Annotated in this window: 12 protein-coding genes; 7 read left to right on the forward strand and 5 right to left on the reverse strand. The window is 45.6% G+C overall.

All coding sequences use genetic code 11. From position 1 onward, the window contains the following. Window positions 1-77: 77 nt before the first annotated feature. Complete coding sequence (locus KFE96_RS15785; protein WP_255833507.1) at window positions 78-626, reverse strand: hypothetical protein; 549 nt, start codon at window positions 624-626, stop codon at window positions 78-80. A gap of 103 nt (window positions 627-729) precedes the next feature. Here KFE96_RS15785 and lepB point away from each other — a divergent pair, with 103 nt between their 5' ends. Beyond that, window positions 730-1,203 (forward strand): signal peptidase I, encoded by a 474-nt coding sequence (gene lepB / locus KFE96_RS15790; RefSeq protein ID WP_255833508.1) that lies wholly within the window; start codon window positions 730-732, stop codon window positions 1,201-1,203. Here lepB and KFE96_RS15795 read toward each other — a convergent pair. The 3 genes from KFE96_RS15795 to KFE96_RS15805 are packed head-to-tail and all read right to left on the reverse strand — an operon-like array spanning window position 1,193 to window position 4,682. Then, complete coding sequence (locus tag KFE96_RS15795; protein ID WP_255833509.1) at window positions 1,193-1,945, reverse strand: sulfite exporter TauE/SafE family protein; 753 nt, start codon at window positions 1,943-1,945, stop codon at window positions 1,193-1,195. The two genes, lepB and KFE96_RS15795, sit on opposite strands and share 11 nt — an antisense overlap. A gap of 4 nt (window positions 1,946-1,949) precedes the next feature. Then, on the reverse strand, window positions 1,950-3,728 hold the full coding sequence (locus KFE96_RS15800) for an amidohydrolase family protein (RefSeq protein ID WP_255833510.1): 1,779 nt from the start codon (window positions 3,726-3,728) through the stop codon (window positions 1,950-1,952). A gap of 15 nt (window positions 3,729-3,743) precedes the next feature. Then, window positions 3,744-4,682, reverse strand: coding sequence for a bile acid:sodium symporter family protein (locus tag KFE96_RS15805; protein WP_255833511.1), 939 nt, complete (start codon window positions 4,680-4,682; stop codon window positions 3,744-3,746). A 115-nt stretch (window positions 4,683-4,797) separates the two neighbouring features. Between KFE96_RS15805 and KFE96_RS15810 the strand changes: the two genes are divergently transcribed. The 3 genes from KFE96_RS15810 (at window position 4,798) to KFE96_RS15820 (ending at window position 8,927) form a co-directional block, all read left to right on the forward strand. Beyond that, window positions 4,798-5,793 (forward strand): AraC family transcriptional regulator, encoded by a 996-nt coding sequence (locus tag KFE96_RS15810; protein WP_255833512.1) that lies wholly within the window; start codon window positions 4,798-4,800, stop codon window positions 5,791-5,793. 77 nt (window positions 5,794-5,870) lie between these two features. Continuing rightward, the gene (locus KFE96_RS15815) at window positions 5,871-7,292 is read left to right on the forward strand and encodes an amidohydrolase (protein ID WP_255833513.1); all 1,422 of its coding nucleotides are present in this window, start codon (window positions 5,871-5,873) and stop codon (window positions 7,290-7,292) included. Between the two features lie 138 nt (window positions 7,293-7,430). Further along, on the forward strand, window positions 7,431-8,927 hold the full coding sequence (locus tag KFE96_RS15820) for a hypothetical protein (RefSeq protein ID WP_255833514.1): 1,497 nt from the start codon (window positions 7,431-7,433) through the stop codon (window positions 8,925-8,927). Here the strand turns inward: KFE96_RS15820 and KFE96_RS15825 are convergent. Continuing rightward, window positions 8,917-9,897 (reverse strand): LysR family transcriptional regulator, encoded by a 981-nt coding sequence (locus KFE96_RS15825; RefSeq protein WP_247016851.1) that lies wholly within the window; start codon window positions 9,895-9,897, stop codon window positions 8,917-8,919. The genes KFE96_RS15820 and KFE96_RS15825 overlap by 11 nt on opposite strands. Before the next feature lie 221 nt (window positions 9,898-10,118). Between KFE96_RS15825 and KFE96_RS15830 the strand changes: the two genes are divergently transcribed. Genes KFE96_RS15830 through KFE96_RS15840 form a run of 3 tightly spaced genes read left to right on the forward strand, consistent with a single transcriptional unit; the run spans window position 10,119 to window position 14,514 of the window. After that, on the forward strand, window positions 10,119-12,491 hold the full coding sequence (locus KFE96_RS15830; RefSeq protein ID WP_255833515.1) for an RND family transporter: 2,373 nt from the start codon (window positions 10,119-10,121) through the stop codon (window positions 12,489-12,491). Beyond that, complete coding sequence (locus KFE96_RS15835; protein ID WP_255833516.1) at window positions 12,481-13,305, forward strand: outer membrane lipoprotein-sorting protein; 825 nt, start codon at window positions 12,481-12,483, stop codon at window positions 13,303-13,305. The genes KFE96_RS15830 and KFE96_RS15835 overlap by 11 nt, the downstream gene beginning before the upstream one ends. Before the next feature lie 9 nt (window positions 13,306-13,314). Then, window positions 13,315-14,514: a hypothetical protein gene (locus KFE96_RS15840; RefSeq protein WP_255833517.1), complete on the forward strand. Its 1,200-nt coding sequence runs from the start codon at window positions 13,315-13,317 to the stop codon at window positions 14,512-14,514. Window positions 14,515-14,603: the final 89 nt, after the last annotated feature.

Genomic DNA, 14,603 nt, shown 5'->3' on the forward strand with positions numbered 1-14,603 from the left:
CTTCAATATATACCCAAAATAACATTGCCGCAGCTTTGCACAAAAACTACGGCAATATGGAGGCTATTTCCTAATAATTACTTTAACCTGCGCTGCGCCGTTGCAAGAAGTGCGACATATTTTTCTTTATAAGTTGTCTCAACATCTTGGCAGAATGTCATCTTACTCTCACCACTATCACGGATTTTTGTATCTTGCTGAGCGATACGGTTACCGTATTCAAAAGACATAACATCACCAGCCATATCTTCAAAAAATGCAGTTTGAGCATCATCTTTCAAGCTATTAACAATATCAATTTCAGGTTCAGTAAAATGTGCAGGAATAACCTGTTTCACATATTGTTTGGAAAGCAGAGTTAAAGGCTCAATATCAATATTCAACTGATGACGTTTGCACACATATTGATATGCTCGAAAGTCCGCGGCTTCATTAATATAATTATAAGCCGCCTGATTGGTTCTTCTAAACTTCAGCCAAAAATCTAGTGTAAGATTTTTCAAATCTTCCACCGTTTCAGGCACAGGCAACCCGCCTCTATCATCAAAAGGGCTTGGTGCTGCTCTATCTTGCGCACTCGCCGCTACCGACATCCCCAACAGTAACCCTACTACTAAAAACCGCATAAAGTTTCCCCATCCTAATCAATGCTTGAATGGTGTATTTTTTACCATAAACTCCGCAGAGTTCAATTTTGAAAACTAACGATGCATAAAGATCAGGTATTACATGATTGCTGTTCTCTTTTCTGCCGCACTCCTTTTAAGCGACACGTCTTGTGAAATAACAACGTCATCCGTTACCGGGAATTCCATGCAGGGCATCCTATGGGATAAGCAAGCCATCAGCATCAGAAGCATGGGATGTGAAGGCTTTAAGCGCTATGACCACCTGGTTTTTACGCATGAAGAAACCCCAAACGCCATCATTAAACAATTATGGGGTTTCCCTGGCGACACAGTAACAGTGCATAAAGATGGCAGTTTTTCTGTGAACGGCGAAAAAGCTGTTACCCCCTTCAAACGCACATACAAGCTTCTTGGCGCCTACAAAACTCGCCTGAAAAAAATGGAAACTGAAGGCCCGCTAAAAGGGTATCTAGTCCTAGGTCATCCCGGGAGTTTAGATTCAGCCCGTGTTGGCCTTATCAGCGAAGGACAAATTCTAGGTTGGGTATCAAACACAGAGCCACTTAAAGAATAGCATCCAAAGTTATTCCAGCCCCCACAACGAAAAGCGCCCCAATTGCGATATTACGGTATGCCGCCGTGCCGTAATTTTCAAATAACCAAAACCCCACTCTGTCACCAATCATCATTGCGGGGTATGCAGTAGCAAACAAAACAAGCTCCTTCAGGGTCATAATACCATTCAGGCTATATGTAATTGCTGCAAAAACAGCCGAAAACAGGAAAAACATCATCAAGAAAGCCCGGCTATCTTTCGCTTCAGCGAATACTGCCATTGCATAAACAATAATAGGCGGTCCAGGAATTGCTACAGCACCGTTCATAAGGCCTGAAGTTAATCCCGCGACCCACGCTTTCACACCACCTATTTCTGTATACTCAGGTTTAAAGCGCGTAAGCAAGAAGCACGCAACCATAACTGTCACACCGATAGTTATGGTAAACATTTCAGGGTCAATAAACAAAAGAATTTGCGTACCGAGTATGGTCCCAATTGCTGAAAGCACAACAACCAACGCCATTGGCTTTACTTCAACATCCCTAGCATAAGACCGAAAAGTCTGAAGCGAAACGCCTAGTGTTAACAGCACAACGATGCTAGCCGCTGTACCCGGCGCTAAGAATAAACTGAGCACAGGAAGAGCCGCGAGTGCAAACCCAAACCCGGTGAACGCACGCAAAACAGCAGCCGCAAATATTGCGCCTGCCATTCCTAAAATCTGGAGCCAGCCAAGCTCTGAAAATACATCAAGCATAAAGTTATGCAGCCTGTTTTCCTTTATTACCAAGCCGTACTAAACGCCCCGGCAACGCCCCTGTCAATTGATCATTCTCCACCACAACGTCACCTGCAACAATGGTAGCTTTATACCCCTTCGCATCTTGCAACAGTCGTTGACCGCCAGCAGGAAGATCCTGCACCATTTTTGGCGGATATAGGCGAATATTCGCATGATCAATCACATTGATATTTGCTTTCTTGCCTACCTCTAAACGACCCCTATCATCAAACCCTGCGTAGTCCGCCACATCTGCTGTAAGCATTTGTATGGCACGCGGCAGCTCGATCTGAGGTCCTTGCTGGCGGTCACGTGTCCAGTGACACAGGAGATATGTTGGGAAGCTCGCGTCGCATACCGTGCCTACATGTGCACCACCATCAGTAAGGCCAAGCAATGCCTTTGGGTGGCTCATCATCTGGTGAACCGCCTTATAGTTTAAATCCGTATAGTTATAGATAGGGAAATAAATGAATTCCCTGCCGTCATTCTTCAGCAGTAAATCATAGATTTTGCTGAGCACAGGCACGCCATCATTATGAGCCATCTTGTAGATAGAGTTTTCGATAGACTGCTCGTAATCCGGGTTTTCGCCAAGAAGGAACATCTTACAGGCAATGAGTTCAATCTGCGCAAGGAGAGTATCAGTAAGTGGCGGAATTGGGGTACCGTCACCTGCCATCTTTTCTGATTTTTCGTTAAGGAGCTGCGCTTTAAACTCAGGGTCCCGCATAATAGCCACACGTTCCTCTAGAGAGAGGTGACTGATTTTCTTGTAGCTTGGAAACCCAATAAACGGGTGGAAAGTACACTGCAAACCAAGGATTACGCCAATACCGCGCGGTGCCACCTGCATGCGCATATTCATGCCTTTATCATTGGCTTTTTCCACACGGTCGATGATCTGGTGCCATTGTTGTGGTGCGAAATCCCGCTGCATTAATGAAATTGAAAATGGCCGGCCACCTGAGGCGTCTACAAACTCTTCCAACAGATCAAATTCCCGGTCAAACGCGCCCGCATCTTCACGTTCCAGATCAAAGTCATTCACCGCCTGCAGCACACCGTGATCAAGACCATCAAAGGCTGAAGCAATCCCCATAAGCTCTTTTGCACTGGCTTCCGACGCTGGTGTCCACTGGCCATCTGCACTGCGGTGTACATCTGAACGCCCTGTTGAAAAACCAACTGCCCCTGCTTCAAGAGCTTCGCGAGTAAGATCACGCATCCGAGCGATATCTTCATCTGTTGCGTTTTGGTCGAACACAGCGCGGTCACCCATTACGTAAACACGGAGCGGGTCATGCACCACTTGGGCAGCAAAATCGATGGTATGCGGGAAATCAATCGCGTTCATATATTCAGGGAAGCTCTCCCATTCCCAGGTAAGGCCTTCAAAAAGCGCAGTGCCGGGAATATCTTCCACACCCTCCATCAAGCGTACCAGTTTCTCGTGATCCGTTTCCAGAACTGGTGCAAAACCTACTCCACAACTTCCCATCACAGCAGTTGTCACACCGTGGTTCACACTTGGTTCGAAGTTCGCATCCCAGGAAACCTGCCCATCGTAGTGGGTGTGAATATCAATGAACCCAGGTGTTACAATATGGCCCGAAGCATCAATCTCTTTCGTAGCACTGCCGGAAACATCGCCAATTTCGGCAATAATACCGTCTTTAACGGCAATATCTGCTTTATAGGCTTCACCACCGTTACCGTCATAAATAGTACCGTTTTTGATAAGTAGATCGAATGCCATGTCGCTCTCCTGATGTTATTCCGCAGCTTGATGCTTTGCCGCATTAATTCTGTCTGAAAGTCTGAAACTACTGGCGAGCAAAAAGCCCGCAAAGAGATGCCATATGCTCCATGTACCAACGATTAGCGCAGTACTGCCAACACCACCCATCTGGGTAAGTACAATGAGCAAACCCAAACCCGTGTTTTGAATACCTACTTCAAACGTAAGCGCCCTTACCTTGCGAACGGATTTAAGTGTGAATTTACCAATCGAAAAACCAACCAGGAAAGCCAGCGCATTATGCCCGATAACTATTGGGTATATGGTGCTTCCATATTTCAAGATCAGGTCAGAGTTATTGACAAGACCGGACACGATCAAAAATACTAAAATGCCAATCGCAACCGGTAAGAAATAACGGTTCATCTTTGCTGCTAAAGCAGGTTTGTGATGCGAGATCGTGAGCCCAAGCGCAAGTGGGATAAGTAGCGTTATGCTTGTCCCGATGATAAATTCCACTCGGTCTATGTTGATTGTATCAAGAAGGGTAGAGGTTGGGCCATATAGGCCCGTCCAGAACAAAATGGCGAAGGGAAGTGCAGCTGTTGAGAAAATACTGGAAACCATAGTGAGTGAAACAGAATATGCCGCATCTCCACCCGCTATTCGTGTTAACAGGTTGGAAATAGTTCCCCCCGGACAGGCCGCCGCAATGAGCATTCCCAAGGCAATTCCAGCTTCTGGTGTTATCAAATAAATCAACCCAAGCGTTACGACCGGCAGCGCCAGCAACTGTGCCAGCGAACCAATCACCACTGATTGAGGATGTTCTTTGATAAATCTAAAATCTTCAGGTTTCAGTCCAAGCGCCACCGTCAGCATCGTAAAAGCAAGCGATACTGATAAGAGCTTTTGAACAGATGGGTCCATCTTTATAACCGCATCCTGAATAGCATCCGCATTTTCTAACATAGTCCTCCACTTCCCACTTTGTTTGTACTTGACGAACTACACAAAAAGAATGACAGTGAGCGCCGAATAATTGATATTTTACGCCAATACTAATTTATGTCAGGAATGGGCCCACATGAATGAAGGAGTGCTGGTTCGGTATTTGTCAACCATAGAGGAGGTTTTACTCCTCGATTATGGTATCGATACCGCGCGCCTTTATGAAGAAGCGGGTGTAAAACCTCTTTCTGATTATAAGCTCTCTGACCGTGTACCAATGAGTTACTCAGATCAGCTATGGGAAGCAGCTTTCAAGCTCTCAGATCATATGCTGGGCATGCATGTGGGCAAACGGGTTCGCTATACGTCATTTGCCAGTCTTGGCCATATGTTAATCACCAGCAAAACGGTTGGCGACGCGATCAAGGCATCCTGCGAGAATACAGCGTATGTTGGATCGGGCAGCTTTCAAGTAGAAGAAACTTCTGAACAGTTACAAGTTACCTATTTCCCTTATCAGGAAAAAATCCCTGCCCAAACGTGCCGTATTGAAGCATCCCTCCTGCCCTTCAGCCAGCTTGGACGGCTTGCAGCACAAACTGCTATTCCTTCTCAGGTCTGGCTCAAGCGAGAAAAGCCAGAAAACGCAACAGAATATGAGCGTATGTTTAATGCTCCCGTTCAATTTAGTGCCCCGAGCAACAGCATCTTCTGGCTACAAAAAAGTCTGAAGCTTCAAATGATTGAGGCAAACCCTGCCCTCCACCAAACACTGCTTAAGCATGTTAGGAAGGAACTGGAGAACCCTTTCACCATCAAAGCACAACTGAAGGAACTGCTGGAAAACTGGTTTGCCGCCCGCCTACCAAGTGACCTATCCGTTCAAACTGCTGCCAAAGAACTTGGTTTGTCTACGCGATCTCTCCAGCGAAAATTGGAGGCAGAAAATACAACTTTCCGCTCTGAACTACTCGCATGCCGTATGCAAAAAGCCCATTCTTTGCTGGAAGAAACCAAGCTTTCAGTCTCCGAAATAGCAACACGCCTCGGCTACTCGGAACCTGCACCGTTTGTACGTTCTTTCAAGAAGCATAAGGGCTTATCACCAGCTCAATTTCGCTCTGCAACGTAAAAATGCATTGCAGAGATCTTGTTTCCTCACGTATCACAATGCTTAATATTATTTGGTCTGGGTTAAAGGAAGTGACCATGAAGATGTTTAAATATGTTGCCTGTGCAGCCTTTTCGTTGCTTGCATTATCGGCAGCAGAAGCTGGAGAAAAAAAGAAAATGGATAAGCTCTCCGCAGATATGATTGTGGCTGGCAGCTATGTTGTGACCATGGATGAAAAACAGCCACTTATTGAAAATGGCGCTGTTGCCGTGAAAAACGGTGAAATCATCTATGTTGGCAGCAAAGATGATGTACTTTCGAAATACACCTCCGCCAAGATGATAGACGGTGAAGGCAAAGCCTTAATGCCGGGCTTTGTAAACGGTCACACTCATTCATCTATGGTGCTGTTTCGCGGTATGGCAGATGATCTTGAACTGATGACATGGCTTCAAAAGTACATCTTCCCGATGGAAGGTCGCTATGTTGATCCCGAGCTGATTGAAGCAGGCACCTCTCTTGCTTGTTACGAGATGATCCAGAGCGGTACCACAAGTTTTGTGGATATGTATTTTTATCCAGATGTGATCGCGAATGTTGTTGATCGGTGTGGCATGCGCGCAACCATTTCTGCCCCAATGATTGATTTCCCAAGCCCTGGCTTTAAAGGTTGGGATGACAGTTATGCAGCAGGCGTTGAATATGTGAAGCGCTGGAAAGAAAAAGCGCACCCGCGCATCAAACCTGCTCTTGCCCCTCACGCGCCCTATACAGTTTCAAAAGAACATTTAGAAGTTGCTTTCAAAACGGCACAAGAACTTGATGTTCCGGTATCCATCCATGTGGCTGAAGATCAAGCCGAAACCAAAACCATTGGCGACAAATACGGTAAATCATCCATCCAGCTTCTTTCAGAAATTGGCATGCTTGATCAACATACAATTGCGGCTCATGTAGTATGGCCAACAGAAGAAGATATTAAGACCGTAGCTGGCAAAAGCTTTGGTGCTATCCATAACCCAACATCTAATATGAAAACAGGCGCTGGTGTAGCCCCAGTTCCAGCTCTTCTTGAAGCTGGTGTTCATGTTGGCCTCGGCACAGATGGTGCCGCTTCCAATAATGATCTGGATATGTGGGAAGAAATGCGTCTTGCAGCCCTTATCCACAAAGGCGTGGCAACCAACCCAACAGTTGTGCCGGCTTATGAAGCACTTAAGATAGCAACACGTGGCGGCGCTATTGCTGCAGGCATGGAAGAAACAGGTGCACTTATACCGGGCCTGAAAGCTGACATGATCCAAATTTCGCTCGATAGCCCGCGCCTAACACCGCTTTATGACATCATGTCTCAGCTGGTTTACGCGGCTAATTCAAGTGATGTAGTCACATCTATCGTTGAAGGTAAAGTTCTGATGAAAGATCGTAAAATCCTCACACTGGATGAAACAAAAATCAAAGCCGATGTAGAAAAAATTGCATCTCAGATTAGAGCAGACCTGAAAGCTCAAAAATAACCTACACACCAAGAAGGCCTCGCATCAGCGGGGCCTTTTTCAATCAATTTGAATCCAATTTGAATTGTTACTTTACCAAGCCTTAAAAGCAGCTGTGATACCACAATACCCTCAGGCAACTTATCATTCGAGGCAACCGTGGGCGCAGTTGAGTTCAGTTTATTCCTTGTAAAAAACAGCCTTATTAGCGAGGCTGATGACCGCTTTAAATCCATCATGCGCTGGTCTGATACCGACCTATTTCGCCGCCCTTTAAGTTTCCTTTTCCCGGCTGATGCTTCTGACCGTTTAGGCAAGCTTCTTGAAAAAGATAGCAGTACGCTCTCTGATGTTTTGTTTCCGCGAGTACCGCTCAGGGTAAAAACAGGTGGCTACATTAACTTCGATATGAAAATGGAACAAACAGGGCCGGAAGAACGCCGGTTGGATTTCTATAAGCCAAGCAATGTCAAACACACTGATGAGCCAAAGCAACCAGCGGCAGATATGCATAGCTTCTTCAATTTTGTAGAAGAACTACTAGCATCCCCTTACGAAGGCGATATGGAGCTCACGATGGTGAGCGTTGATGCACTTAAAGATACGTCCAAGCTCACCCAAACGGATAAAAAAGCAGCCCGCGAACAAATTGAACAAGAACTGCAAACCAAAGCGATCGGCGGTAAAGTTGGTAAGCTCGACGAAGCTAGTTATGGCTTAATCACTTCGAGTGATTGGAGCGAAACAGCTTTCCATAAGGAAATGCTAACCGTCGCAGAAAAATTAAATCTGCCACCTGATACCTTTGTACCCAAAACATCAAACATTGAGCTTGATGATCGGGATATCCCTGCTGACAAACTTCATAAGGCTCTAAACCACTCCCGCAGTGTCTTTCTGGGAGAAATTGAACCATCTGAGACTTCAGAAAAACTTTCAGGCGTTGTTGACGGCATTGAGCATAACAGAAACCTGATCCTGAATGCTCTTAACCGCTACAAATACCAGCTTACTCCACGAGACATAATGGATACAAACGCTTCATCAATGGTTGGGCTTCTGCAACAGGGCAAAGTCAATCTTGAAGGTCAGATCAGGCTGCCTGAAGAAATCCTAGTGATGGCTGATCATCCAGATATATCCCTTCAGCATGATTTAGCACAACTCGAAGACTTAATACGAATACGTTCAAAGAAACCTGAAAACGATAAGCGTACGCCAGAATTTTATGAACTTTGTCGTTCCACCCTTATTCAGGAACGGTTCCATCTTGAACTCGCCTTCATCATGGAAAAGTATGAAGAACCAACCAACAGTATCGGTTTCCGGGTGAAGGGTATTCCTCCAGTTAAAATGGGCGGCCCTCACTGGGACGCTTTACGGCACCTTAGAAACCTTGGCCACCCAATCTGGATTGACCGCTTCAGTGACGCGGTAATGGCACAAGATGCACTTGGATGTTTGCGTTACGGTTTTGTAGAAGTTCCCACTGCGTTAATCCGACGGCTTTCAGATCACCCTGAAGGTAATGACCTGTTAACGCAGTTAGTAAACACCTGGAGCAGCCTTCAGGTGGGCGTGGTTTCAGCAGACATTGAAGATCAGTTAAAACCAACCGCAAGGGATCTCGGCATTCGTATTATGGTTACTGACTAGCCAACAAATCTTTGTTGGGATCAAGGCTTACATTCATATAATGCTCAAACCCGTGTTGAATGAAATCATCTGAAGCGCGCTTGATAAGCTGCCTGAACCACGTATGAGCCGGATGGTTTGTTAATCTATTATGCCAAATCATAACACCACCTGTTAATTCCTTCGGTGGCTGAATTGGGCTAGGCATAATATGAAGATCAAAGAACTGAGCACACTTCCCTGCCATACGGCTCGGGATAGTAAGAATCAGATCACTGGACATAACAATCATTGGGCCTGGACCAAAGCTGTTTATGGTCATTGATATCTGGCGTTTCAAACCACGTTTCTCAAGCTGCTCATCCATAAAACCGCGTGCATCACCACGGGGTGTAACCAATAGGTGCCTTGCCGCAGAATATTCTTCGAGCGGGATAGAATTTTTATGCCTCGCGAGTGGGTGATCAGGGCGCATCATCACAACAAACTCATCTGAGTGCATATCCATTCGGCCGAACCGCTCAGGTGTTTCACTGAGCGCTGTTATGCCAAAATCTGCTTCCTGCGAGTCCAGTTTTTCGTAAAGCCTTCCCTGAATGGGTATCGTGTGAATATTCACTTTCGGTGCTTCATCCGAAATATAGGAAGCAAGATAAGGCATAAGGGTCATGGAAGCATAATCTGTTGTGGCAATCACAAAAGTGCGCTCTGCATTTGCCGGATCAAATGACGCAGGATTAAGTGCTTCCTCGATTTCAGCTAAAGCATGCCTGATAGGGTTCGCAAGTTCCTGCGCTCTTGATGTAGGACGCATACCGTCAGGCCCACGAACAAAAAGATCATCTTTCATAATATGGCGAAGGCGATTTAAGGCATTGGAAACAGCTGGTTGCGACATACCAATTGCCATCCCTGCACGCGTTGCATTGCGTTCTTTCATCACAGCGTCAAAAACAAGAAGTAGGTTCAGATCAATACCAGCCAAATTCATGATGTGAATTTCCAATGTTACGAATATCAATTTCAATTATGTACATTGGATGTCCATATAGAGGCAAGAGAAAAGGAAAATAGGCTGCGGCGTATTATCCTATTTCAAAAACACCAATAGTTTAGTGAAAATAATTCTGAGTTTGTCCGTTCTGCTGGTTTTTCGCCTCTTCCCCCCTAGAAAGGCCAGCAGAGCGGGCATGGCATTTGATGGAGCAGGCTATGCCGAAAACCATGACCGCAATGGACAAGTTTGCAGTTAGACTTGCAAACGGTGTTGTAAAAAAACGGTGGCTGGTAATTCTCGCCACTATTCTTCTTACCTTTGGTATTGCATCGGGCATGCAGTATCTGGGGTTCTCAAATAATTATCGCGATTTCTTTTCTGAAGCTAACCCTGAACTTCAGGCGTTTGAAGAGTTTCAAGGCACTTATACCAAGAACGATAATTTCTTTTTTACCATTGTTCCCAACTCTGGCGATGTGTTTAATAATGAAACCCTCGCCCTTGTTGAAGAAATGACAGAAAAAGCGTGGCAAATTCCTTATTCACTACGCGTAGATTCTATCAGCAACTTCCAGCATACTTGGTCAGAGGAAGACGATCTGATCGTTGAAAACCTTGTCGAAGGCGCTGTTGATCTGTCAAAGGAAGATCTTGAGAAAAAACGTGCAATTGCTATTGCCGAACCTCTTCTACGGGACCAGTTGGTTACAGAAGATAGCCGTGCTATCGCGATTAACGTTGTCGTTCAATACCCTGAAAAATCCATGAATGAAGTCCCAGAAGCCGTTGCACATGTGCGTCAGCTTCGCAGTGAAATCATGGCAAAATACCCTGAGCATAAAATCGCCATCACAGGTGTTTCAATGCTCAACACTTCCTTCCAGGAAGCCGGTTTTGGTGATGTATCAACCATTATTCCAATCATGTATCTTATTCTGATTGTTCTGATGGCTGTTACAGTGAGAAGCATTTCTGGCACAGTTGTAACCGTTGCCATGATCCTGTTCGCCTCCCTGATCGGGATGGGCGTTGCAGGCTTTGGCGGTGTTGCGCTAACCCCTATTTCCCTATCAGCGCCGACCATTATCCTGACGCTCGCGATCGCAGATGCAGTGCATATTCTGCTTACAATGCGCCAACATATGCGTGAAGGCGAAAGCAAACATGACGCTCTTGTTGAAGCACTTCGTGTAAACTTCATGCCTGTGATGGTTACATCGCTTACTACCGCAATTGGCTTCCTGGCTCTTAATTTCTCTGATGCGCCTCCGTTCTGGCACTTGGGTAATATTTCAGCTGTTGGTGTTGTGGCAGCATGGTTGATGTCAGTAACATTCCTCCCAGCAATGATGAGCTTCCTGCCTGTAAAAGTTGCTGCGAAGAAGGAAACATCTGACAGTAACTTTATGGGTAACCTCGCAGAATTTGTTGTGGCACATAACAAAAAGCTGTTTTACGGCATCGGCGCTTTTGCCATCGCGATGATCGCAATGATCCCACAGATTGAATTTAATGATCAGTGGACTGAATATTTCGATCAGCGCATCGAATTTCGCCGCGATGCTGATTACGCAAATGAGTTTTTCGGTTTCTATCCAATCGAATTCTCAGTGCTGGCTGAAGGCGAGCAAGGTGTGAATGACCCGGCATACCTGGCAAAACTCGACGCGTTTAATCAGTGGGCTAAAAAGCAACCAAATGTAACACACGTATATTCCATTTCAGACATTATGAAGCGCCTGAACAAGAATATGCATAGTGACGATGCAAGTTGGTATAAACTGCCTGAAAACCGTGAACTGGCAAGCCAATACCTGCTGCTTTATGAAATCTCGCTCCCGTACGGACTTGATCTCAATGATCGCATCAATATCGATAAATCTGCCTCACGAATGACAGTAACTCTAAGCAATGTTTCAACCATTGAAACAAAAGAGTTCCTTGATAACGCACGCGCATGGATTGCTGAAAATGCTGAAGGCACCATGAAAGCAACAGTGCCAACAAGTGCGCAGGTGATGTTTACCTATGTTGCAGAGCGTAATGTGGAAAGCATGATTGCCGGTAACGTTATTGCAATCCTCGCAATTGCTGTTGTTATGATCTTTGCACTTAAATCGTTCAAGATTGGTACGCTCTCGATCATTCCGAACGGTCTGCCGATTCTTGTAGCATTCGGTACATGGGCTTTGCTTGTAGGCACAGTAGGCTTCTCTGTAGCTTCTGTTGCCAGTGTATCTCTTGGTATTGTGGTGGATGATACGGTGCATTTCCTTTCCAAATATATCCGCGGTATTCGCGAAAAAGGATATGACCGCGCTGGCGCCATTAAATATGCGTTTGAAATGGTTGGTAATGCCCTTGTCATCAACACAGTTATTCTGGTGATTGGTTTTGCGTATCTTGCAACATCAAACTTTAAAATCAATGCGGATATGGGCCTACTGACAGCACTAGCGATTGCCTTCGCCCTTATCTTTGACTTCCTGTTCCTGCCAGCTCTTTTGATGCGCGGTTCAGGCAAACTAATTGCAGTAAAGCCTGCTGAAACTAACGACAGTAATGTGGAGAAAAAAAATGCAGCTTAACCTCCTGAATAAAACAATTTCCGCTTCCATTCTGGGAGCGGTTCTTGCCACAAGCGTTGCTTTTGCGCCCGTACAAGCTGATGAAGCCGCCGATAAGCAAAAAGGCTTTGATATCGCCGCACGGTCAGACCGTTCAGATAATGGTTTCACGAGCTCTGAAGTTGAAGCGATTATGACACTTGTGAACGCTGCTGGTCGTGAGACAACGCGTGAACTTTCTTTCAAAACCCTTGAAAGGGAAAATGAAGACGTAGGCGATAAAGGCCTTACGGTCTTTTCCACACCACGTGATGTGAAAGGTACAGCCCTTCTTTCTCATGCCAAAATTCTTGAGCCTGATAACCAGTGGCTATACCTGCCAGCACTAAAGCGGGTGAAGCGTATTTCCTCTGCTAATAAATCCGGCCCGTTTGTAGGTTCTGAGTTTGCATTTGAGGATTTCACCTCCACAGAACTTAACAAATATGAATATAAGTATATCGGTGAAGAAACACTGGACGGTATGAAAGTAGATGTCGTTGAGCGCTTCCCACGCTATAAAAATTCCGGCTACACACGCCAAGTATCCTATATCGATCAGGATGTTTATCAGGTACGTAAAATTGATTTTTACGACCGCAAAAACGCGCTTCTTAAAACCCTGAACTTCTCTGATTACAAAGAATATGATAATGGTATATGGCGCGCCCATACCCTTGCGATGACAAATCATCAAACAAATAAATCCACTACACTTACTTATGGTGAGTACAAGTTCAAAACTGGCCTCGCTGACAAAGATTTTGTCAAAGGTGTCCTCAAGCGCGTGCGTTAAGAAAACCTTATGAAAAAGCTGGTATCCAGTATAGCTCTGCTCGTTGCTACAATGCCTGTAGCAGCGGGTGATTTTGAACTGACAGGCTCCGTCGGATTTGAGAACCGTTTGTTCTTCGAAAAAGGCGCGCTACCCGGCCAAATATCAACTTACCAACCCTCGCTTGAGCTTGAAGCAGATCTTCGCTGGCAAAGTAGCGATCAGGCATGGGATGTTGTTGTTATTCCTTACACCCGACTGGACGCAAAAGATGGGGAAAGAACCCATTTTGATTTGCGAGAAGCTTATGTGCGTTGGACCGGAGATGAATGGACCGTTCGCGCGGGGCTTGGAAAAGTTTTCTGGGGTGTAGCTGAAAGTGTTCACCTGGTCGATATCATCAACCAATCTGATAGTGTTGAAGACATTGATAATGAGGACAAGCTTGGCCAACCAATGCTTGAGGTTTCCACCCAGCGGGATTGGGGCCAAATCACAGCCTATATTATGCCCGGCTTCAGGAAGCGCACCTTTCCAGGGGCTGACGGTCGCCTGAGGCCTGCCTTGTTGGTAGATAATGATTTAGCTTTGTTTGATGAAGGAACCGACGATGACAATGACGTTGATTTTGCTCTCCGCTACAGTCACTATTTTGGCGACTGGGATGTTGGTTTATCTTTCTTCCACGGCGCGAACCGTGAAGCCCGCTTTATCCCGAATTCAGAAGCAACAGCGCTAATACCGCATTATGATGACATCACTCAGTTTGGTGTAGATATTCAGTATACCAAAGATGCATGGCTGTGGAAATTTGAAGCCCTTGTCAGAGACAGCGCTTTCGAAACATATGCAGCTGCTGTCGGTGGCTTTGAATATACTTTTTATGGCATTTCAGAAGCAGGCGCAGACTTAGGTCTTCTTCTAGAATTCCAGTATGATGGTCGGTCAGATGATCCGGCGATCGCCCCCTTCACCGTCGCAGATAACGATGTATTCGTAGGTGCCCGGTATGCCCTTAATGATGCGGATGACACCTCTATCCTTGCAGGTATAGTAACGGATGTTAACGATGCTTCCATGTCAGGGGTTATTGAAGCTACTAAACGTTTTGGAGACAACTGGGTCGCAGAAATAGAAGGCCGCTTCTTTATGAATGTTGACCCAGATAATGTAGCTTTTGCCTTCAAAGACGATAGCCATGTCATGTTCCGGTTAACTCGCTATTTCTAGTGCAATAAGGGGCTTCGGCCCCTTCTTTTTTGTCTTTTTCTATATTTTTATTCCAAAATCTGGCACGCTCTTCGTCATATAGGTCGAGG

The organism is Kordiimonas sp. SCSIO 12603, assembly GCF_024398035.1.
GTDB lineage: Bacteria > Pseudomonadota > Alphaproteobacteria > Sphingomonadales > Kordiimonadaceae > Kordiimonas.